This window comes from Pseudomonas sp. TE3728 (assembly GCF_056279145.1).
Genome location: NZ_JBWBQT010000001.1, coordinates 3,872,464 through 3,891,331, shown reverse-complemented (window position 1 = coordinate 3,891,331; position 18,868 = coordinate 3,872,464). Strand labels below are relative to the sequence as shown.

The window sequence follows — 18,868 nt, the reverse complement described above, 5'->3', positions numbered from 1 at the left end:
CCCAGGTGGGCAAGCCAAGTGGAAGTACTCACTTACATCGACTTGACCGATACCACTTCCACAAACCTGAATTTTTTTCTGGCCGTCTTGGTAGCTTCTTGTTCTGCAACTAGGGAGCTCAGCGTATCGGCCTCATGTACCATCTCGTGCATCTCGCCTTCAAATTCATTTCCCACACGGAGCGTGACTCTCAACCTAGGTGTGAAGCCTTTTGAGACTGTCTTTTTCTTCGCTGCCTTCACCGGTTGCACGATCACAACATCCGGGACTGTGTCCTGCACGTCAGAGTGAATTGCCGGCGCAGAGGGCTCAGGATCACCGAATAGCGCCCGGCGCATCTCATCTTCCATCAATTCTGTATTCATACCATTTCTCAGAAAGGTGTTATCTATAACCTGGTCGATTCTATCAGGATGGCCAGATTCTATTGTAAACGCTGGGATGAGACCTCAAGTGGTAAGGGCCAGCAGATACTGGCGAGCGTCAGCGTCTCCATCTGCCGCCAATCATTGCGGGCAGCTGTCGGCCAGAAGCAATGGGATGGACTCCTCCTCACTCAGCATCTTGAGTGCCAGACTGAAGGTGCGAACCACAGTCAATAGTGAGAAGGAGTCCACACATGAAGCTTATGCGCATTGGGGTCGACTTGGCCAAGAACGTGTTTCAGATTCACGGTGTGGATCGTCATGAGCAGCCAGTCTGGCGGCAGCGTTTACTTCGCGATCGCTGGCTTCAAACGGTGCTGGAGAAGATCGAGCCTGGTTGTAAATCGGCGTGGAAAGTTGTGGCGGTGCACACCATTGGGCACGGCAGCTACAGGCACGCGGATTTAGGGTGAGACTGATCGCGCCGCAGTTCGTCAAACCGTACGTCAAGAGCAACAAGAACGACGCCAACGATGCCGAGGCAATCTGTGAGGCGATGAGCCGCCCCAGCATGCGCTTCGTCGCCGTCAAGACTATCGAACAACAGGATATTCAGGCGACGCATCGCATCCGGGCCGGCTTAATCGAACAGCCGACGCATCGGCCGTCCGTTTGCAACAGCTGCGTGGCGTCGGCCCGATGATTGTCACGGCGCTAGTTGCTGCCATCGGTGATGCCAGTCATTTTGCTAACGGCCGACATCTGGCCGCCTCGCTAGGGCTGACGCCAAAGCAATACAGTTCTGGCGGCAAGGATCGACTGCTGGGCATCAGCAAAAGTGGGAATGCTTATCTGCGAACGCTGATGATCCACGATGCGCGGTCGGCACTGCGCACAGCCAAATCCAAAGACGATCGACTCAGCCAGTGGGCGTCCGTTTAGCCGAGCGCTCACATCCCAACGTGGCTCCCAATCGCTTCTACGTGTTTTACGCACCTGGACATTAGAGGTTTTTACCGACGCCGGCTCGACCCGTTTGCCATTGCTCGGGTTGGTTCGCAATCGTGATGTGGGGTGATTCTCTCGGGATGAATAGGTCAGGCCCCTGCCCGATCCGGTTGGTAATCCGTTGCGCAGCATCGACTAAGCCATCCGCGCAGTTCACCTGTTCATCCATACAGTTAAGATATTGTTGTCAATGTTCATTATTGGGCCTCGGGTTAGGGTCTGGCAATTTGATGGTTTCTATCCGGCTCAATACTGCCGATCTGCAAGAGCTCGCTGGCTTGAAGAAGGCTAACGGCTTTACTGAAATAAAAGCCCTGCGCCGTTAAAGGCGAGCCTGTAGAGATCAATGAGTCGCGTTGTTTTTGAGTTTCCACGCCTTCGGCGATGACCCCGATCCCCATTTCACGGGCGAAGTTGATGATTGCGCGTAGGGTTGTAGCGCTGGCCGGGTCGCGGATGGCGTCGTCGATGAAGTTCTGGGCGATCTTGATGTGGTTGATCTTATAAGTCTTGAGGTAGTCAAACGACGAGTATTCGGTGCCGAAATCGGCGATGGCGACTTTCACCCCCAGCGCGCACAAACGCGGCAGCACATCGTTGTGGCTCCACTTGGTCTGCGCCAAGGTCGCTTCGGTGACGTCGAACCGCAGATCCCAGGGACAAATGTTCCAGTGTACAGTGGTGCGCAGCACGTCATAAATGAGGTCCGGGCCGCTTTTTAGCTGGGCTAGGGACAGGTTGATCGCGATCACCGGCGGCGCCATGTCCCGGTCCCGCCACTGCCGCATCTGCTGGCAGGCCCGGTCCAGCAACCAATGCCCCAGGGCAATGATGGCGCCGGTTTTTTCCGCGGCGGGCAGGAAGATGTCAGCATTCAGCAGCCCCCGCTGAGGGTGGTTCCAGCGCACCTGGGCCTCCATACCCAGAATCCTGCCTGAACTCAGGTCCACCTCGGGCAGGTAGTGCAATTCGAGTTCGTTCCGCTCGATGGCCAGTTTCAATTCGTTGGCGATAGTGAACCGGTCAAGCACTTCCTGATTGATCTCCTCGGAATGAAAGTTGTATTGGTTGCCGCCCTGATCCTTGGAGCGGTACAGCGCCATGTCGGCCTGGTCCAGCAGGCTGTCGGCACTGACGCTGCTGCTGGTATAGGTGCTAATCCCGATGCTGATCGAGTTGCGCAGGTTGTTGCCATCGATCGAATAGGGATGCACCAATGTCTCGCGAACCTTGGCGGCCAGGGTCGCCGCCTGGGTCGGGTCGCTGACATTGAGCTGAAGAATCGTGAATTCGTCACCGCCCATGCGTGCCACCACGTCGTTTTCTCGCACACAAGCCTTGATGCGACGGGCAACCTCCTGCAACAGCAAATCCCCCACTGTGTGGCCGAAGCTGTCGTTGATCCGTTTGAAGTGATCCAGGTCCAGATAGAGAACCGCAAACCCCGTCGCGCCACGGCGGGCGGCGGCGAAGGCTTGGTGCAGACGCTCGTTGAGCGTCGCGCGGTTGGCCATCCCGGTCAGCGCGTCGGTACGTGCCTGCTGGGTGATGTGTTCTTCGGCCTGCTTGCGTTCGGTAATGTCGATGATGATCCCTTCAACTTCGAGCAAACGCCCGTCGTCATCGCGTACCGGCACATAGCGATTTTCCACCCAGCGCCACAAGCCATCACCGGTACGTAGGCGGAACTCGATGGAGGCGCCAGCGGCATGCCGGTCCAGAACCTGGGCCATGGCCGTGTCGAGTTTTTCCAGGTCTTCGGAATGAATCAACTCTCGAGCCCAGTTGGCAGAGGCCACCAGATTGGCCGCGACATGACCGAACTTGGTGATGTTGTGAGAGATATACGTCAAGGGGAAGGATGGTTCCCCGCGCAGCCGATACAGAATGGTCGGGCTGTTCTGCACAATGATGTTAGCGTCGGACAGCTCGCGGGTCCTTTCTTCGACAGCCTGTTCCAGCAGGTTCATTTTAAGGGCGGCGTCTTCGGCCATTTGCCATTTGACCGTCAGCGCACAGGCCATCTGACGGATCTCGATGGCATCGAAAGGCTTTTTCAGGATTAGCAGGCGATCACCCAGTTCTAGGCGTTCGGTGATGTTTTCCCAGGAGTGATCGGAATACGCGGTGCAGAGTACGACTTGCAATTTGGGGTCGACCTGCCAGAGCCGTTCGATGGTTTCCAGGCCGTCCCAGCCGGGGGGCATGCGCATGTCGATGAAGGCCATGGCATAGGGTAGGTCCTTGGCCAAAGCTGCTTCGACCTTGTCCAAGGCTTCGAGGCCCTGAAAGGCGGAGTCGAGTTCAAAGACTTGCATCGCGGCGGCTGGAGTGCTGCCAAATAGGACTTCTTCAGCAGACGCCCAGCCATTTTCGGGACTCGCTGCCGGGCCGAGAGTCTTGCGGAAATCGTCATGAATTGACGGCATGTCGTCCACGATCAAGATGCGCCGATTGACGCAAGTTACCAAGCTGCTCATTCGGCCACTCCAATTAAGTTCTGGATATAAAGAAATGAATACATACAGGTTCCATCCTTCGTGGCCATTAATGCCAGCGTAAGCATAGCTCAACGAATTCACTTCGATGGCAAAGTAGCGACTATTGAGTAAAGAGCGAAGCAACTGGTAAATTCAATATTGAAGGCTAGATTCCCATTTAAGTCAAAAGTGATGTATTGAATCTTGCACTTAACTAAATTCTAGGGGCGGTAAGACTCACCCTGAACCAAGGTTCAATCAGTTTGGCCGACATCTCAATCACGATTTATGTAGCAGTGATCGAGCGCAATATTGGAATGGTTAGTGGCGAGTCCAATCACCTAGTCAGCTAAAACCGCCTCCTCCCACGATAAACCGTGCCACAGGTCCACTGATTACACGAAAGGTAGCCCTTCGTCTCAAGGAAGCTGACTTGACATGTTGTTTGTCCCCTTGGCTGGATGTTTTTTCCTTGGGTGCTAACCTCAACTCGAGAATCCCCCCTCAAAAGGATTGAGGTTGTGAATGGACTTAGGTTTTTGGCGGTCATGAGCATGATGCTCAGTGCGACGGCATTGGCTACGGAGTTTCAGGTTGAAGTCCGGGTCAATGTGCTGCGCGGATGCCAGTTGGTCGGTCAACAGCGCGAGGCGGGCGTCGAGCAATTAGGGGTGCTCGACTTCGGCAGCGCCGCGCGCCTGGATGACCCGGCCGGGCCGTTGGGGGCAGCATTGTTTAACACACGCCTGCCACGCCTCGAATGCAATCCCGATACCCCTTACCAATTACAGGTCGACGGCGGACTGCATGGCGGCGTCGGCGAGGTCCGTTATCTGGCGGGCAGCGCAGAGCACAGCAAACCCATTCCTTATCGCCTCTATCAAGACGCCGCACGGCAGATTCCGCTGCCGGTGAATGTGCTCTTGAGTGGACGGGTACCGGATTCAGGTACGGTGGATTTGCCTCTGTATGCCCGTATCGAACGGTTGGCCGAGATCCCCCGCGTCAGCCGTTATTCCGATCTCTTGAAAGTGACCGTGAGCTGGTAACAGGCATTGAGTGACACCTGCCCGATGGATTCGGGCAGTACAAGGAAACGTCGTTCGCAAGCGGACGGCCAATGTTTGAATCCTGATGGAATTAGGATCGGTGCGAGACGATGAAGAGTTGGGTGGTGATAGCCCTTGGCACAGTTCTACTGCTGGCTGAGGAGGCGCAAGCGGCGATGAGCGGGCAGATTGATGCGCGGCTCACCATCATCGCCAGTTGTGAAGTGACCAATGGCGCCACCAACCCTGGCAGTTCGGTCAGCGATTTCGGCCTGCTGGATTTTGGTGCGCAAGGTCCGACCTGGACCAACCCGATCAATGCCAACCTGAGTGATGCCGGCAACGGCACGCTGGAAGTCTCCTGCAATCCTTCGGTCACCGGTTTCACCGTGACCATCGATGGCGGCACCCATGGCGACGGCACCACGCGGCGTCTGAGCAACGGTACCCAGACCATTCCTTATCAATTGTTCCTCGATGCTTCCGGTGGCGACAGCTACAGCATCGGTCAACAACGCAATTTCGCTGTTACCAATGGAGCCCAGATACCAATCCCGGTATTCGGCTCGGTGGTAGCGAATACCCGCGCGGTCCCAGCAGGAGTCTATACCGACACCCTGAAGGTCACGCTGGATTGGTAAACCTCAGAGGATGAACATCATGCATATGCTTGTATCAAGGATTGGTTTGTCGGTGCTCGTTCTGGCGCTGGCCAGCAATGCTCAGGCAGACACGACGACCGGTCAGATCACCTCCAGCATGACCCTCAGCAACAGTTGTCAGGTCAACGGTGCTGGGGGGACTAGCGGGGTGGACTTCGGTGCACTGGACTTCGGCACCACCGGCAGTCTATTCACCACGGCGAACGGTGCAGTGCTCGCCGGTGGCGGCGGCGCGCTGTCGATTCTCTGCTCCAGCGGCACCATACCGACCGTCACAGTCAGAGCTGGCACCAATGACGGCGAATCTGTCGGGGGCACCCGAGCATTGGCCGATGGTAGCGGCAATTTCGTGCCTTACGACCTGTACACCGACGCTGGTCGTACACAGGTCCTGGCGATCGACGGGGTGATCGCGCTTGCAGAAAGTACCGGTGCAGCCCAGACCGTGAACATCTATGGCAAGGCCCTGGGCAAGGCAGGCTTGCCCGCCGGTACCTATACAGATTCCGTCGCTGTTGAATTGACCTTCTAGTGCGATGGCCAATTATGGTTGTGCCGCCTTGATCCTGCTCTGCGCGGCCAGCTTGCCATTGCCATTATCGGCGGTGACCAGCGAGAGCTTTCAGGTGAGCGCAACAGTGACGGCGGGGTGCCTGGTGACGGGTGGTGGTTCCAATTATGGCGACCTCAACTTTGGCACCCAATCGGCGCTGGCGACCAACACCGTGCAAGTGCAATTGAGCGGCGGTGTGCAGTTGCAATGCACGCCAGGCGTGACCCTGAACATGAGCGTCGATGGTGGCCAGTACAACAGCAGTGGGCGGCATCTGCAGCTCAATAGTGGCAGTGCTCGGGTGGCTTATCAGTTGTTCAGTGACGCAGCCTTCAGTGAGAGCCTGGGTATCGGTCAGAGCGTTGCAGTAGCCTACAGCGACGCGAATAACATCCGATTGCCTATTTACGGACAAGTACAGTTACCGGGTGATCAGCCTGGGGGGACTTATAGCGACGTGCTGCAGGTGCTGCTGTCTTGGTAGTTCGGCGATTTAGATCAAGCCTGTCAGGCATAAGGAGTAGGCATATGTATTCACCTTTCCGCAGGTTACCGGTCGCGCGTTGCGCTGTGCTGGCGATGGTCTTGCTGGGCGGGGTCAAGGTGCAGGCGGCCAGTTCGGTGCTGATCTGGCCGATTGATCCGGTGCTCGAGGCTGATCAACAAGCGAGTGCGCTGTGGCTGGAAAATCGCGGCAATGAAACGGCCAATCTACAGATCCGCGTGTTTGCCTGGAGCCAGAATGGTTTCAGCGATCAATATCAGAACCAACGCGATGTCATTGGCAGCCCGCCGGTCGCGAAGATCCAACCCGGCCAGAAGCAGCTCGTGCGCCTGACTCGTACCCGCGACATACCGCCGGGGCAGGAGTTGGCCTACCGCATCATTATCGATGAAATCCCGTCGGCCAGACCCGTGACGGCTGAAGATGGCAAAACCGCTGCAGCCATTCGGTTCCAGATGCGTTATTCGGTGCCGCTGTTTGCCTACGGCGTCGGTTTGTGGAGCAAAGAAGACATGACCCGAAAACGCGACCCCAAAGGTGCCGGCGTGCCTGATCTGAGCTGGCGAAAAGTGGTGGTCGATGGCCGTTCCTACATGGAGGTGCGCAATCAGGGCGCGGTGCATGCACGATTGACCGATGCTGCGTTCAAACAGGGTGGACAGACACGGCCAGTGGTTGAAGGGCTGCTCGGCTATGTATTGCCGGGAGCGATCATGCGTTGGCCAGTATCAGAACCGGTAAGTGGGGATCAGGCATTGCAAGCGCGGGTGAATGGCGCGCCGCAGGTTCAGAGTATTGCGCCAAGGCAGTGGTAGCAGTGTGGACCGTACCCCCTAAATTATCAGTTTACGCAAAATCCGGAGCTGCCGCAGGCTGCGATCTTTTTGGGGCTGTCAGGACTTGACTGACAGTCACCAAACCAAGGCCGTGTGCCACAGGAAGGAAGTGTCCATTGACGGACCTAAAGCAGTGGTGAGCCAGGATCGGGCTCGTGATGTCAGGCCTCCGCTGTGGGTCGCGACCGGGTTGTGCTGTCTGATATTCGTCCACCATGGTCTGGCGGGTGACCTGCCGCCACCGCCCAGCGGCACGGAGTCGATTGCCGACGCACAGTTGTTTCTGGAACTGGTGATCAACCAAATGAACACCGGGCGTGTGGTGGCAGTGCAGCAGCGTGGCGGGCGCTTCTTTGTACCGGTCGCGGCGTTACGCGAAATCGGTATGAAATTGCCGCAAGCACTCAACGCTGAGGTCGCCCTCGACAGTCTGCAAGGTTTGACAAGCGACTATGACAGACAGGGGCAGCGGCTTTTGTTGACCGTCCCGCCGGACTGGTTGCCGGAACAATTTGTCGGCAGCCAAGAGGCGTATCCGCGCACCGCGGCGTTGAGCAGTTTTGGTGCCTTGCTCAACTACGACTTGTACCTCAATGACACCGACGACAGCGGCACCTACCTTGCGGCCTGGAACGAAGTGCGACTATTTGACAGTTGGGGCACGCTGTCCAACACCGGGCAATACCGGCGCACGATTTCCGGAATCAGTAACGACACCCTGAACAATGGTTATCGGCGTTACGACACCACCTGGCGTTATTCCGATGATGAACGCCTGCTGACTTACGAAGCGGGCGACCTGATCAGTGGTGCCTTGCCCTGGAGCAGTTCGGTGCGTTTGGGCGGTGTGCAAGTGTCGCGCGATTTCGGCGTGCGTCCGGATCTGGTGACCTACCCCTTGCCACAGTTCGCCGGGGAAGCGGCGGTGCCGTCCTCGGTCGACCTGTTCATCAACGGCTACAAATCCAGCAGCGCCGAGCTGCAGCCCGGTCCTTATACGCTGACCAACATTCCGTTCATCAACGGGGCCGGCGAAGCGGTGGTGGTCACGACCGATGCTCTCGGTCGACAGGTCTCGACCACCGTGCCGTTTTATGTCACCAGCACCCTGCTGCAAAAAGGTCTGATGGACTTCTCGGTGGCCGCCGGTACCCTGCGCCGTGACTTCGGGATCCGCGATTTCGGATACGGTCCGGGTGTGACCTCCGGCAGCCTGCGTTACGGCCTGAGCGACAGTCTGACCCTCGAAAGCCATGCCGAGGCCTCGGACGCGCTGGCCCTTGGTGGCGTTGGCGGCAACCTGCGCCTGGGCAATTTCGGCGTGCTCAACACGGCGGTCAGTCAAAGCCGGTTCGACGGCAATAGCGGTCAGCAAGTCAGCCTCGGTTATCAATACAGCAGCCAGCACTACAGCGTTGCCTATCAGCGTATGCAGCGCCGCGACCAGTACGCCGACCTGACCGTGGTCGACAGCCCCTTTGTCAGTCTCAGCCAGCGTAGCGAGCAATTGACCCTGAGTGTCAGTCTCAATGGCTGGGGCAGCCTCGGCGCGGGCTATTTCGATGTGCGGGCGGCGGATGATTCGCGCACCCGGTTACTCAATCTGACCTGGAGCAAACCATTGTGGCGCAATACCAGTTTTTACTTGTCGGCCAATCGAGAGATCGGCAATAGCGACTGGGCAATGCAGGCGCAACTGGTCATTCCCTTCGACCTGCATGGCAGCCTGAGTGTGAGTGGCGAGCACAGCAAGACCGGTGAAAACCGCCAGCGCGTCAATTACAGTCGCGCCGTGCCCAGCGCAGGCGGCGTGGGCTTCAACCTCGGTTATGCCCACGGCGAAGGCCCGGATTATCGTCAGGCCGACCTGACCTGGCGCTTGCAATCGGTGCAATTGCAGGCTGGGGTTTATGGCACTAGTGAGGCCGAAACCCGCTGGGCCGATGCCAGTGGTTCGCTGGTATGGATGGACCACCAAGTGTTCGTCGCCAATCGTATCGATGATGCCTTCGTCGTGGTCAGCACCGGTGGTTATGCAGATATTCCGGTGCGTTACGAAAATCAACGGGTGGGTCAGACGGATAAGAATGGTCATCTGCTGGTGCCATGGAGCAGCGCCTATTACCGCGGCAAATATGAAATCGACCCACTGAATTTGCCGACCAATGTGCAGAGTTCGAATGTTGAACAACGGGTCGCGGTGCGCCGTGGCAGTGGTTACCTGCTGGAGTTTCCACTGAGCCGGATCATTGCCGCGAGTATCGTGCTGGTGGACGCGCAGCAGCACGAATTGCCCTTGGGCAGCCGCGTGCGGCATGAGCAGAGCGGAACGGATGCGGTGGTTGGTTGGGACGGGCTGGTCTATCTGGAAAACTTGGAAGCGCACAACAGTTTGCAGGTGACCTTGGACGATGGCCGGACCTGCCAGGTGCAGTTCGCGCTGGACATGCAACAGAACCAGGTGCCGTTGATCGGGCCGCTGCTGTGTCAACCGCATTGAATGGAACAGGGAGGTAGGTGTGCAATTTTCTGATCGATGGCCGGGCAAACTGCTCGGACTGCTGGCGATTTTTCTGCCATTTCAGGCTTATGCCTTGTGCTCGGTGGTCAGCACTTCACCGGCGGGTTTTGGCTCGCTCAGTTCGATCGCGGTGCGTACCACTTCACAACCCAGTTCCACCACCAATGCCGGTTTGAGTTGCACCGGTTCGTTGGTGTCGCCGTTGGCCAGCGACGATCATTTCTATGCCACCATCACGTCGGCGACCTCAGGGTTGGTCGGGCCGACCAGTGATGTGATCGGTTACACGCTGTTTGCCAACAACAGCACCAGCCATCCGATCACTCGCGGCGTGGCATTCGACTTCGCGAGAAACTCGATCATTGATGACCTCGGCCTGCTGTCTAACCCTGTCGTGGCCAAAACCGTACCAATCTACCTGGAGACGATTATCGGTAGCAACGTGGCGGCCGGGGTTTACTCTGAAACCCTGAACATTTTCTGGAACTGGGATTATTGCTACGACCGTGATGGAGGCGGCAGTTGTCAGGGGCGGGACATCAACAGCGGTTCCACCAGCCTGACTGTCAATATGACCGTGGCCAACGACTGCACGATCACTGCGCCGAACATCAGTTTTGGCAGCGCTCCAGTTATCAGTGCGTTCGCCACCGTCACTGGCCAGACGATCAACCTGGTCTGCACCAAGGGCAGTGCTTACACCGTGGGCCTGGACGATGGCCAGCATGCCGTCAGCGTGGGCGGGCGCAGACGGATGATCTCGGGTAGCAATTACCTGGCTTACGACATCTTCAAGAGCGCCGGAACCACCCGTTGGGGTAGCGTCAGCACGGCGCGCCGCGCCAGTTCCGACGCCGAGGTCAACCCTGGCAACGGCCTGGGCACTGGCAGCCAAGTCTTCAACTACAACGCCAAAATCTACACCGACCAGAGCACGCCACCACCGGGAACCTATCTGGACAGTGTGGTGCTGGATGTGGGGTTTTAGAAAGAACTTGGATACAGGATTGCGACCGTTGTAGCAGGGGGCGCGAGCCTGAGTTCGACCAGACTCGCGTTCAAGAGCGGGATTCTCGATTTAATACATAGAGATCAAGAGTCCGAAAAGGAGCAATCCTCCCATACTTAAAAAAATGATCGAAGTAACGATTTGTGAGTCCATTCTAATAGTTCTCCAAGAGCGCAGGCAAAAATGAGTGATGCAGGCTCGTCTAGCCTAGACCATAAAAAATTAATAATGATGCTTCTGGATTGGATTAGGTGGCCTGAGAACGTTTTTACACAGCCTGGGCCAATAGCGGACGGTCCGCTGAGTTAGATTGGTTCTACTAAGGAGGAAGGGGTTAGGGCAAAATTATGGCAGATTTAGGGCTGCCATAAACCGCTGTACGCCATTGGCAGAGAGGAAAAATACCTATTTGATGGTCTGGAGCGGTTCTCAGGAATGTGCGAAGGGGTTCGAATCCGTGTCCGCCCAAAGGTCACGCCAATTAGTGCATACGACCATTGTGGTCGTTTAGCGCCACAGAAGACGCCCCTCTACTGTCCGATCAAGGTTTCAAGAATCTAGGGGTAATTTCATTCGATCAACTGAAGTAGGCCGCAGAATATTATGGCCATGCGAGATAACCGGGTCCAGTAACGTGCAGATTGACGCAGGCACTCAAAAAATAGCTCTAGATATTTTTGACTTCCGAATGCAAAGCCAAGCAGCAGTCTGTGATATATCACGAAACTAGGCGCTCAATGCTGGAGGCTACAGGATAGGGACTGTCGATACCTATTGTAGTGGTCTAATGAAACCGGACACCCATTTAGGCGAGAATGCTCGCCAGATCGAGGTGTCAGATGACCAAACAACGCCGTTCCTTTTCTGCTGAATTCAAACGCGAGGCTGCCGACCTCATGCTCAAGCAAAACTACAGCTACATCGAAGCCAGCCGTTCACTCGGCGTCGGCGAGTCGGCGCTACGCCGCTGGGTTGAGCAGGTTCAGAAGGAACGCCAAGGCGTCACCCCGCAAAGCAAAGCGCTGACCCCGGAACAGCAAAAAATTCAGGAGTTGGAAGCCCGGATCGCCCGCCTTGAACGGGAAAAATCGATATTAAAAAGGCTACCGCGCTCTTGATGTCGGAAGATCACGAGCGTACGCGCTGATCAACAGCTTAGTGTCCATGAGCCGATTGATTGGCTGTGCAAAGTGTTTGAGATCAATCGATCAAGTTATTACGCCCACCGCCTCAAGCGCCGAATGCCTGATGTCGAACGGCTTCGGCTGCGCAGTCGGGTGAGCGAGTTGTTTTCACAAAGTCGCAGCGCTGCCGGCAGCCGTAGCATTCTCTCGTTGATGCGTGACGATGGTGAGCAACTCGGTCGGTTCAAAGTGCGCAGCTTGATGCGTGAGCTTGAGCTCGTGAGCAAACAGCCAGGTTCTCATGCCTATAAACGAGCGACAGTCGAACGGTTGGATATCCCGAACATCTTGAATCGGGAGTTCGATGTCCCGGCAGCCAACCAGGTGTGGTGCGGCGACATCACCTACGTTTGGGCCCAGGGGAAATGGCACTATCTGGCGGTCGTGCTGGATCTTTGCGCGCGCCGGGTGGTGGGCTGGGCGTTGTCGGAGAAGCCGGACGCCGAGCTGGTTATCAAGGCGCTGGATATGGCTTACGAGCAACGAGGAAGGCCTCAGGGTCTGCTGTTTCACTCGGATCAAGGGTCGCAGGGCGAATTCAACCGGTCGTCGCAACACCTTTGATCGAGGTGTTTATGGGGCGACCCGCAGGATGGATGCAAAAATTGACGGGCCGGGGAGCGATGCGTTCGCCAGGGGCGCCGTCACTTCGTAGTGAGATCGAGCGGCTGTTTTGGGTGCAGATCGCAACCGGCATCACAAGCGAAAAGGCAGCACAGGTTGTTGGCATCTCATCAGCGGTAGGCACACGCTGGTTCCGTCATCGGGGCGGGATGCCATTATTCATGTCGAACCAGATATCAGGAAGGTACCTATCGTTCGCAGAGCGAGAAGAGATTGGGTTGCTTCGGGCGCAAAGTGTTGGCGTGCGTGAGATTGCCCGTCGCCTTGGACGAAGCCCATCGACAATTTCACGGGAGCTGACGCGTAATGCTGCAACTCGCTGCGGTCGGTTTGAGTATCGAGCTTCAGTCGCGCAATGGAAGGCAGAGCTGGTGGCCAAGAGGCCGAAGCCAGCGAAACTGGTGACTAACCCGCGACTGCATCACTACGTGCAAGACCGTCTGGAGGGTAAGGTTCACGACGCTGATGGCCGTGAGATTGCTGGGCCTCGACAAGCGCCCTTCAAAGGCCGAAATAAACCACATCGCAGTGACCGTAAATGGGTCAATGGCTGGTCGCCCGAACAAATTACCAACCGGCTCCAGATCGATTTTCCGGACGATGAATCCATGCGCATCTCTCACGAAGCCATATATCAGGCGCTCTACATTCAGGGCCGAGGGGCTCTCAAGCGCGAACTGGTGAGCTGCCTGCGCACAGGGCGAGCATTGCGCGTGCCGAGAGCCAGGGCGCAGGCCAAAGCGTGGGCGCACGTCAGCGAGGATGTCATGATCTCAAGTCGCCCTGCGGAGGTGGAAGACCGAGCTGTACCGGGGCATTGGGAGGGCGACCTGATTATCGGTCTGAATCGTTCTGCGATTGGAACGCTGGTCGAACGCTCAACTCGATTTACCATGCTCGTCCATCTACCTCGCGAGGAAGGTTATGGGCTAATTCCCCGGACGAAGAACGGTCCGGCGCTGGCCGGCTATGGGGCTGTTAGTATGGCCAATGCATTGAAAAAGACGGTGACTAATCTTCCCATCGAACTGTGGCGATCTTTGACCTGGGATCGTGGGAAGGAGCTGTCGGATCACGCTCGATTTAGCATCGAGTCTGGAGTGAAGGTTTTCTTTGCTGACCCCCATAGTCCATGGCAGCGCGGCACGAACGAAAATACGAACGGCCTTCTACGGCAATACTTCCCGAAAGGCACCGACCTGTCTCGTTGGAGTGCCCAAGAGATCCAAGCAGTAGCCCACGCACTTAACACGAGGCCCCGAAAAACACTCGGCTGGAAAACACCTGCCGAAGCACTGAATGAGTATCTAAAATCTGTCCAACAATCCGGTGTTGCGACGACCGGTTGAATTCGCCCAGTATGCGAGTCGTTTATTTCGCCAGCGATTGTGGCGTTATCGCATGCGCCAGAGCATGAGTCGCCGGGGGAATTGCTGGGACAACGCGCCAATGGAGCGCGTGTTCCGCAGCTTGAAAACGGAATGGATACCGGCCACGGGTTACAGAACGGCTCAAGAAGCCCAGCGCGATATCAGCCACTTCTTGATGCATCGGTACAACTGGGTTCGCCCCCATCAATTCAACGGCGGGCTGGCGCCAGCTCGGGCCGAAGAAAAACTTAACGTCGTGTCCGGGATTAGTTGACCACTACACTTGCGAGTGATCCGCAAGGTCGGTTCCTTTCGGGAAGTACTGCCTTAACAACCCGTTGGTGTTCTCATTCGATCCCCGTTGCCAAGGACGATGGGGATCGCAGAAGTAGACCTTTATGTCGGTAGCCACCGTAAAGCGCTTATGGTCAGCCATCTCTTTGTAGAGTTCTTGGGGTAAGTTACGGGCGTTTTCGATCAGGGCGCTGATGACTGTCTCGCTATCCTTACCGTCAAATTTCACCAGCATTACCTAGCGGGTATGACGCTCAACAAGAGTGGCAATTTGGCTGTTCCTGCTACCGCACAGCAGGTCGCCTTCCCAGTGACCTGGCACCGCCCGATCCTTCGCCGCGGCCGGGCGTTCGCGGATCGATACCGCGTCAGTGATTCGACCGTGATTTTCTTTCTTTTGCGTGTGATGGCGCGAGCGACGCATAGCCCGCGTGCGCCGTAAATGCTCAAGCAACTCCTTCTTCAGAGCCCCGCGAGCCTGTATGAAGAGCGTGCGATAGATCGTCTCGTGTGACACCTGATAGCTCGTATCGTCCGGGTAGGTACGCTTCAACCAAACGACAATTTGTTCCGGTGACCACTGCAATTGAAGCTTGTCTGCAACAATTTGCGCCACCGTTCGGTTCTCAACAAGTTTGCAGACCTTAGGTCGATTTGCGCGATCCCAGGCAGCCTGATCAGCTCGATTAGCATCCTTGGCCACCGTTGCGTCTGATCTCACGACTGATCGTAGAGGCTGCTCGCCCTAGCAGTGCGGCCATGGAACGGATCGAGTTACCTGCCACCACTGCACGCGAAATCTCTTCGCGCTCAGCCAACGTCAGCGCCAATCTGGACCTGCGGCGTACAGCGGGTCTGATACCGCCTGTTTCCGCCAAGATGCGCTGTATCGATGGATGGTTTCGATCAAATAGTTGGGCGATGTGCTGGAGAGAGTCGCCTTTCTGCCAGTGATCCCACATCAGTTTTTCTGGCTTTCGGTGTAATAGATCCGAGGTCTCTGCTTCATCTGCAACACTCCTTCTGCTTACACAGAATTTAGTTGTGTTGCATCGACCGGTTGAATCCACAGTTGATTTCCGTCAGTCGTGACAGGCAGAAATCGGCCGACAGCAGTCACTCGCGAGCGGCTATTCGAAACGTTTCTGATCGTTTAAGGCTATCGTTCGGCAGGCAGTTAACTAGACTCCGATCTTCAAGTAGGTTGGACTTATGGGAAGGCAGGGGCTAGCCATGCCGGGAGAAGTACTACGTGACCAAGCTGGTGCCAAATCGAGGTGGATCTATGAAAGGCAAGCGCAAAGCAAAAACAACAAAGTGGTTACTTTCCGAGCAATGCAGGGTTGAAGCTTGTGTGATTCTTGATAGCCGGTCTGCAAAAGCTAGCCGATTTTTGGACTTAGCTCTTTCCGTTGGTCCAGATGCCGAGCCGTGCGGATTGTTGGCGGGTAGCCTGCGTCATTCATAGCTAAATGTTTCTGATGCGGCTTACAATCATCATCCATTGGCTTTAGGCGATCAGCGACTGTGGAAATGATAAGATCTTAGAGATTTTCACGGCAGGATTAGCTTGATCGGCAAAGCTCTAAACGCTAACGGAACCAGATCCCAACACACGGACCGTTTCCACCACCAAATCAGCAGGATCGCAATGTAACGCGCTAGCGAGGGACAGGAGTGTTTCTAATGTAGGCTGGTTATGTCCGCGTTCCATCAAGCTGATGTAATTCCGCTGATAACCACACTGAAGAGCTAGTTGCTCCTGCGTGAGGTTTGCTCGCTTTCTCACATTTCGTAAGACTAATCCAAAAGCTGTAGCGACGTTCACAAACCCCTCCATTGAGGGGAGGAACTGTGGTCCACCTTGCCGTTACAGTCTTCACAGTATAATGTGAATTTTGCCCTAACCTTACAGAAATACGAGAGAACCAATGTTCAACGTAGTGGATCAATTCGGCATGCTTTGGGACGTTCTCGGCGACAGCGAGGAATTTTATGATGCAGAACGTACTGTCCGTCGTGTTGAGTACGATAGAGGCGATCCGATCTTTTTGATTTTCTATTGGCATGGCGATGAGTCAAATACCAGTCGGCGGCTTTCGATTGTAGCCGATGCTCAAGAGCTTCAAAATATTACGCGCTCCTACTCATTCAGCCAAAAAGTGGGTATTGATCAAGTGTTTATCGCATTACCAGAAAGAGTCACGAAAGCGTCGCCCTGGGTAATTGAAAAGCTTATATCTGCTAGTTTTTTAATAGATCACGATACTCGGGGCTTTGGGTATCGCTACGAGACGGATAAAGGTACTTATATCGACAGCTTGTCCTTAGATACATGCAGTATGGAATCATATTCGCTGTACTCGATTTGAATGTTAAAAAATGTTGAAGCTACATTCTCCTTTTATGTGTCAGAAAATAACGTAACGAATGGCTGACGCAAAGTCATGCTTTGCCATGTAACGTGCGGGAATTAACACACTATGAAATTTGCAAGGTACACAGATCAAGCGATTGCAAAAGAGGTGGGAGCGTATATCCAGGCAATACGTCTGAAAAAAAATATGAGCTTGGAAGATTTAGCAAAAGGGTCTGGTGTAAGTCGTCAGACTCTTAACCTATTGCTTAATCATGGGAAGGGGACGGTGGTAAATTTGATAGCTATTCTTCGAGCTGTGAAGGAGCTTGAGCGATTGAGTTCATTGCTGGAAGAAGTGCGCCCTAGCCCGTTGCAAATTGTCTTAATGGAAGGCCGGAAACGTCAGCGTGCTACGGGTAGTCGCAAAGCATCTGATAAGAAGGATGTCGACGTTCCTATCCCGAAAAATCGCGATTGGTAACTGGACGCCTCGGTCCGATTCAGCCTCCACTGTCACTCACTTTGTTCATTTTTTAAGAAAAGTGCTTGACTACATTAGATACGCCGCGCCGGAAATTGCAGGCCGGAATTGATGATCGCGCTGCGTACCCGATCCTTGCTTTCCTTCACCGCCGCCTCAGGCAGCCCGACCATGGTCAGCGACGGTAAGCCGTTGGCCAGGTGCACTTCTACGGTGACGGCGGGTGCTTCCACGCCAACCTGGGCGCGACTGTGGACGATGGAGAGGGACATGGTCGTTCCTTGAGCTGACGAGGACCGCTTCCTGCGGTTTTTTGAAGGGTAGTCGTGGGCGGATGATTTAGCGTGGCGGCGGAGTAACCAAACTTTCGCAGGATGTTGCTGGGGGAGCTGATTCCAGTCAGTTAAGCCGTAACGCAATCCGTAGCAGCTGGCGGAGCCTGCGTTCGACTGCGCAGCAGTCGTAAATGCAAGTTGTGCGGTCTGCCTGATGCACCGCGTGATCTGATTTCACGACTGCTTCGCAGCCGAACGCAGGCTCCGCCAGCTGCTACAAGGGTTTATGTAGCGGCTGGTATTTAGGCGTAATCAGCGGCGGCAGCTATTTTTTTTGTAGGACCGGTCTTGGATAAATGAAGGACTTCGGTGAAAGCTCAAGGACGCACTTGTCGGATCGACGTGGCTGCTTATGATCACAGCTGATCGAGCCCTCAGGAGGGGAAATGAGCAATTCTGGAATGCGGCCGATTCATCCTGGCGAAATCCTTGAAAAGGAGTTTCTAGTGCCTCTGGGCATTACGGCGGCTGGGCTAGCTAGCTTGTTGAATGAAGGCGCGGGTGACGTGAGAGCCCTTGTGATGCAGGAGGATGGTATCAGTCCTGAGCTCGCAATGAAGCTCTCGCTCTACCTGAAAACCACGCCCGAGTTCTGGCTAAACCTGCAATCGACCTACGATCAGCGCAGAGCCGAAATCGAGCGTGGGTGAGCTTCGGGTAATTAAAAAGACTGCAGCACCCGCGAAGCACGCTTCCACCACGGCGCATTGACCGGACTTCGCGGTCGTTCCTCATTCGGCAGCAGCTGCGGAACATCCTGCAACCGAATCCACGGCTGGTTATTCCAGTGCAGCAAATTCAACGACATCTGCGGCCAATTCAGCAGGCTCAGTATCGGGCGTTCGGTTGAGGTGGGTTGTTGGGCGTCTCTGAGGGCTGGCACTACGTCGTGGGTCAGCCATTCGCGCAGGCCTCGGTATTCGGGGCAGTAGTGGTAGATCAGTAACGCGTAGACGCCGGATTCGCTGATCAGCAGAGTGTTTTCGATGGCTCCGTGGATGAGCATTTGTACGGTTTGGTGTTGGTCGGGATCGAGTTTGCGTAGCGCTCGTTCGTCGAGGAAGAGACGTAGCAGTCGGCCAAGGTCTCGGGCGCTGAACCAGGGTTGGTTTTCCAGGAGGAGGGCGTGGAGGTGGAGTTTGTGGCGGGTGAAGATGTGTGGAGTCAGATAGTTTTCGTCCATGGTGCAGTTCTCGGGGTCGAGTGGAGAAAAACTGCCTCTGATCGTCGCCA

Annotated in this window: 15 protein-coding genes and 5 pseudogenes; 14 read left to right on the top strand and 6 right to left on the bottom strand. The window is 55.6% G+C overall.

Annotation, left to right across the window (positions count from 1 at the left end):
• Positions 1 to 32 precede the first annotated feature (32 nt).
• Positions 33 to 365 (bottom strand): hypothetical protein, encoded by a 333-nt coding sequence (locus ACZ89R_RS17010; RefSeq protein WP_429545164.1) that lies wholly within the window; start codon positions 363 to 365, stop codon positions 33 to 35.
• A 254-nt stretch (positions 366 to 619) separates the two neighbouring features.
• Here ACZ89R_RS17010 and ACZ89R_RS17005 point away from each other — a divergent pair.
• Positions 620 to 1,295, top strand: a pseudogene (locus tag ACZ89R_RS17005) (transposase); the annotation flags it as partial.
• Between the two features lie 290 nt (positions 1,296 to 1,585).
• Here ACZ89R_RS17005 and ACZ89R_RS17000 read toward each other — a convergent pair.
• Positions 1,586 to 3,853: a GGDEF/EAL domain-containing response regulator gene (locus ACZ89R_RS17000; RefSeq protein ID WP_429545165.1), complete on the bottom strand. Its 2,268-nt coding sequence runs from the start codon at positions 3,851 to 3,853 to the stop codon at positions 1,586 to 1,588.
• 548 nt (positions 3,854 to 4,401) lie between these two features.
• Here ACZ89R_RS17000 and ACZ89R_RS16995 point away from each other — a divergent pair.
• From ACZ89R_RS16995 to ACZ89R_RS16950, 10 genes and pseudogenes are all read left to right on the top strand, one after another.
• Positions 4,402 to 4,902, top strand: coding sequence for a Csu type fimbrial protein (locus ACZ89R_RS16995; protein ID WP_429547843.1), 501 nt, complete (start codon positions 4,402 to 4,404; stop codon positions 4,900 to 4,902).
• Between the two features lie 110 nt (positions 4,903 to 5,012).
• Complete coding sequence (locus ACZ89R_RS16990) at positions 5,013 to 5,543, top strand: Csu type fimbrial protein (RefSeq protein WP_429545166.1); 531 nt, start codon at positions 5,013 to 5,015, stop codon at positions 5,541 to 5,543.
• 19 nt (positions 5,544 to 5,562) lie between these two features.
• Complete coding sequence (locus tag ACZ89R_RS16985) at positions 5,563 to 6,096, top strand: Csu type fimbrial protein (protein ID WP_429545167.1); 534 nt, start codon at positions 5,563 to 5,565, stop codon at positions 6,094 to 6,096.
• A gap of 4 nt (positions 6,097 to 6,100) precedes the next feature.
• A complete protein-coding gene (locus ACZ89R_RS16980; RefSeq protein WP_429545168.1) occupies positions 6,101 to 6,601 on the top strand; it encodes a Csu type fimbrial protein in 501 nt (166 codons plus the stop codon).
• Positions 6,602 to 6,645: 44 nt separating this feature from the next.
• On the top strand, positions 6,646 to 7,437 hold the full coding sequence (locus ACZ89R_RS16975) for a fimbrial biogenesis chaperone (RefSeq protein WP_429545169.1): 792 nt from the start codon (positions 6,646 to 6,648) through the stop codon (positions 7,435 to 7,437).
• A 157-nt stretch (positions 7,438 to 7,594) separates the two neighbouring features.
• Entirely contained in the window at positions 7,595 to 9,958 is a 2,364-nt protein-coding gene (locus ACZ89R_RS16970) for a fimbria/pilus outer membrane usher protein (protein WP_429547844.1), read from the top strand.
• A gap of 49 nt (positions 9,959 to 10,007) precedes the next feature.
• Entirely contained in the window at positions 10,008 to 10,967 is a 960-nt protein-coding gene (locus tag ACZ89R_RS16965; RefSeq protein ID WP_429547845.1) for a Csu type fimbrial protein, read from the top strand.
• An 860-nt stretch (positions 10,968 to 11,827) separates the two neighbouring features.
• Positions 11,828 to 12,703: pseudogene (locus ACZ89R_RS16960) on the top strand (IS3 family transposase); the annotation flags it as partial.
• Positions 12,704 to 12,768: 65 nt separating this feature from the next.
• Positions 12,769 to 14,145, top strand: coding sequence for an IS30 family transposase (locus tag ACZ89R_RS16955; RefSeq protein ID WP_429545170.1), 1,377 nt, complete (start codon positions 12,769 to 12,771; stop codon positions 14,143 to 14,145).
• Between the two features lie 7 nt (positions 14,146 to 14,152).
• A pseudogene (locus tag ACZ89R_RS16950) lies at positions 14,153 to 14,440 on the top strand (integrase core domain-containing protein); the annotation flags it as partial.
• Between the two features lie 9 nt (positions 14,441 to 14,449).
• Here the strand turns inward: ACZ89R_RS16950 and ACZ89R_RS16945 are convergent.
• A pseudogene (locus ACZ89R_RS16945) lies at positions 14,450 to 15,469 on the bottom strand (IS30 family transposase); the annotation flags it as partial.
• A gap of 576 nt (positions 15,470 to 16,045) precedes the next feature.
• A complete protein-coding gene (locus ACZ89R_RS16940) occupies positions 16,046 to 16,300 on the bottom strand; it encodes a helix-turn-helix domain-containing protein (protein ID WP_131698661.1) in 255 nt (84 codons plus the stop codon).
• Between the two features lie 91 nt (positions 16,301 to 16,391).
• Here ACZ89R_RS16940 and ACZ89R_RS16935 point away from each other — a divergent pair, with 91 nt between their 5' ends.
• Positions 16,392 to 16,832 carry a hypothetical protein gene (locus ACZ89R_RS16935; protein ID WP_429545171.1) on the top strand — a complete coding sequence of 147 codons (441 nt, stop codon included), beginning with the start codon at positions 16,392 to 16,394 and terminating at the stop codon, positions 16,830 to 16,832.
• A gap of 111 nt (positions 16,833 to 16,943) precedes the next feature.
• On the top strand, positions 16,944 to 17,300 hold the full coding sequence (locus ACZ89R_RS16930; protein WP_429545172.1) for a helix-turn-helix domain-containing protein: 357 nt from the start codon (positions 16,944 to 16,946) through the stop codon (positions 17,298 to 17,300).
• Between the two features lie 77 nt (positions 17,301 to 17,377).
• On the opposite strand, the pseudogene ACZ89R_RS16925 reads toward ACZ89R_RS16930, so the two are convergent.
• Positions 17,378 to 17,572: pseudogene (locus ACZ89R_RS16925) on the bottom strand (magnesium chelatase domain-containing protein); the annotation flags it as partial.
• Positions 17,573 to 18,021: 449 nt separating this feature from the next.
• Here ACZ89R_RS16925 and ACZ89R_RS16920 point away from each other — a divergent pair.
• Positions 18,022 to 18,285, top strand: coding sequence for a HigA family addiction module antitoxin (locus ACZ89R_RS16920; RefSeq protein ID WP_429545173.1), 264 nt, complete (start codon positions 18,022 to 18,024; stop codon positions 18,283 to 18,285).
• 11 nt (positions 18,286 to 18,296) lie between these two features.
• Here ACZ89R_RS16920 and ACZ89R_RS16915 read toward each other — a convergent pair whose 3' ends face one another.
• The gene (locus tag ACZ89R_RS16915; protein ID WP_429545174.1) at positions 18,297 to 18,818 is read right to left on the bottom strand and encodes a BRO-N domain-containing protein; all 522 of its coding nucleotides are present in this window, start codon (positions 18,816 to 18,818) and stop codon (positions 18,297 to 18,299) included.
• Positions 18,819 to 18,868: the final 50 nt, after the last annotated feature.

Excerpts from the sequence above, each read along its gene's own strand:
- ACZ89R_RS16975 (WP_429545169.1), top strand. The coding sequence starts at position 6,646 with ATGTATTCACCTTTCCGCAGGTTACCGGTCGCGCGTTGCGCTGTGCTG.
- ACZ89R_RS16955 (WP_429545170.1), top strand. The coding sequence starts at position 12,769 with ATGCAAAAATTGACGGGCCGGGGAGCGATGCGTTCGCCAGGGGCGCCG.
- ACZ89R_RS16995 (WP_429547843.1), top strand. The coding sequence starts at position 4,402 with ATGAGCATGATGCTCAGTGCGACGGCATTGGCTACGGAGTTTCAGGTT.
- ACZ89R_RS16985 (WP_429545167.1), top strand. The coding sequence starts at position 5,563 with ATGCATATGCTTGTATCAAGGATTGGTTTGTCGGTGCTCGTTCTGGCG.
- ACZ89R_RS16990 (WP_429545166.1), top strand. The coding sequence starts at position 5,013 with ATGAAGAGTTGGGTGGTGATAGCCCTTGGCACAGTTCTACTGCTGGCT.
- ACZ89R_RS17010 (WP_429545164.1), bottom strand. The coding sequence starts at position 365 with ATGAATACAGAATTGATGGAAGATGAGATGCGCCGGGCGCTATTCGGT.
- ACZ89R_RS16930 (WP_429545172.1), top strand. The coding sequence starts at position 16,944 with ATGAAATTTGCAAGGTACACAGATCAAGCGATTGCAAAAGAGGTGGGA.
- ACZ89R_RS17000 (WP_429545165.1), bottom strand. The coding sequence starts at position 3,853 with ATGAGCAGCTTGGTAACTTGCGTCAATCGGCGCATCTTGATCGTGGAC.
- ACZ89R_RS16915 (WP_429545174.1), bottom strand. The coding sequence starts at position 18,818 with ATGGACGAAAACTATCTGACTCCACACATCTTCACCCGCCACAAACTC.
- ACZ89R_RS16935 (WP_429545171.1), top strand. The coding sequence starts at position 16,392 with ATGTTCAACGTAGTGGATCAATTCGGCATGCTTTGGGACGTTCTCGGC.
- ACZ89R_RS16980 (WP_429545168.1), top strand. The coding sequence starts at position 6,101 with ATGGCCAATTATGGTTGTGCCGCCTTGATCCTGCTCTGCGCGGCCAGC.
- ACZ89R_RS16940 (WP_131698661.1), bottom strand. The coding sequence starts at position 16,300 with ATGGAGGGGTTTGTGAACGTCGCTACAGCTTTTGGATTAGTCTTACGA.
- ACZ89R_RS16920 (WP_429545173.1), top strand. The coding sequence starts at position 18,022 with ATGAGCAATTCTGGAATGCGGCCGATTCATCCTGGCGAAATCCTTGAA.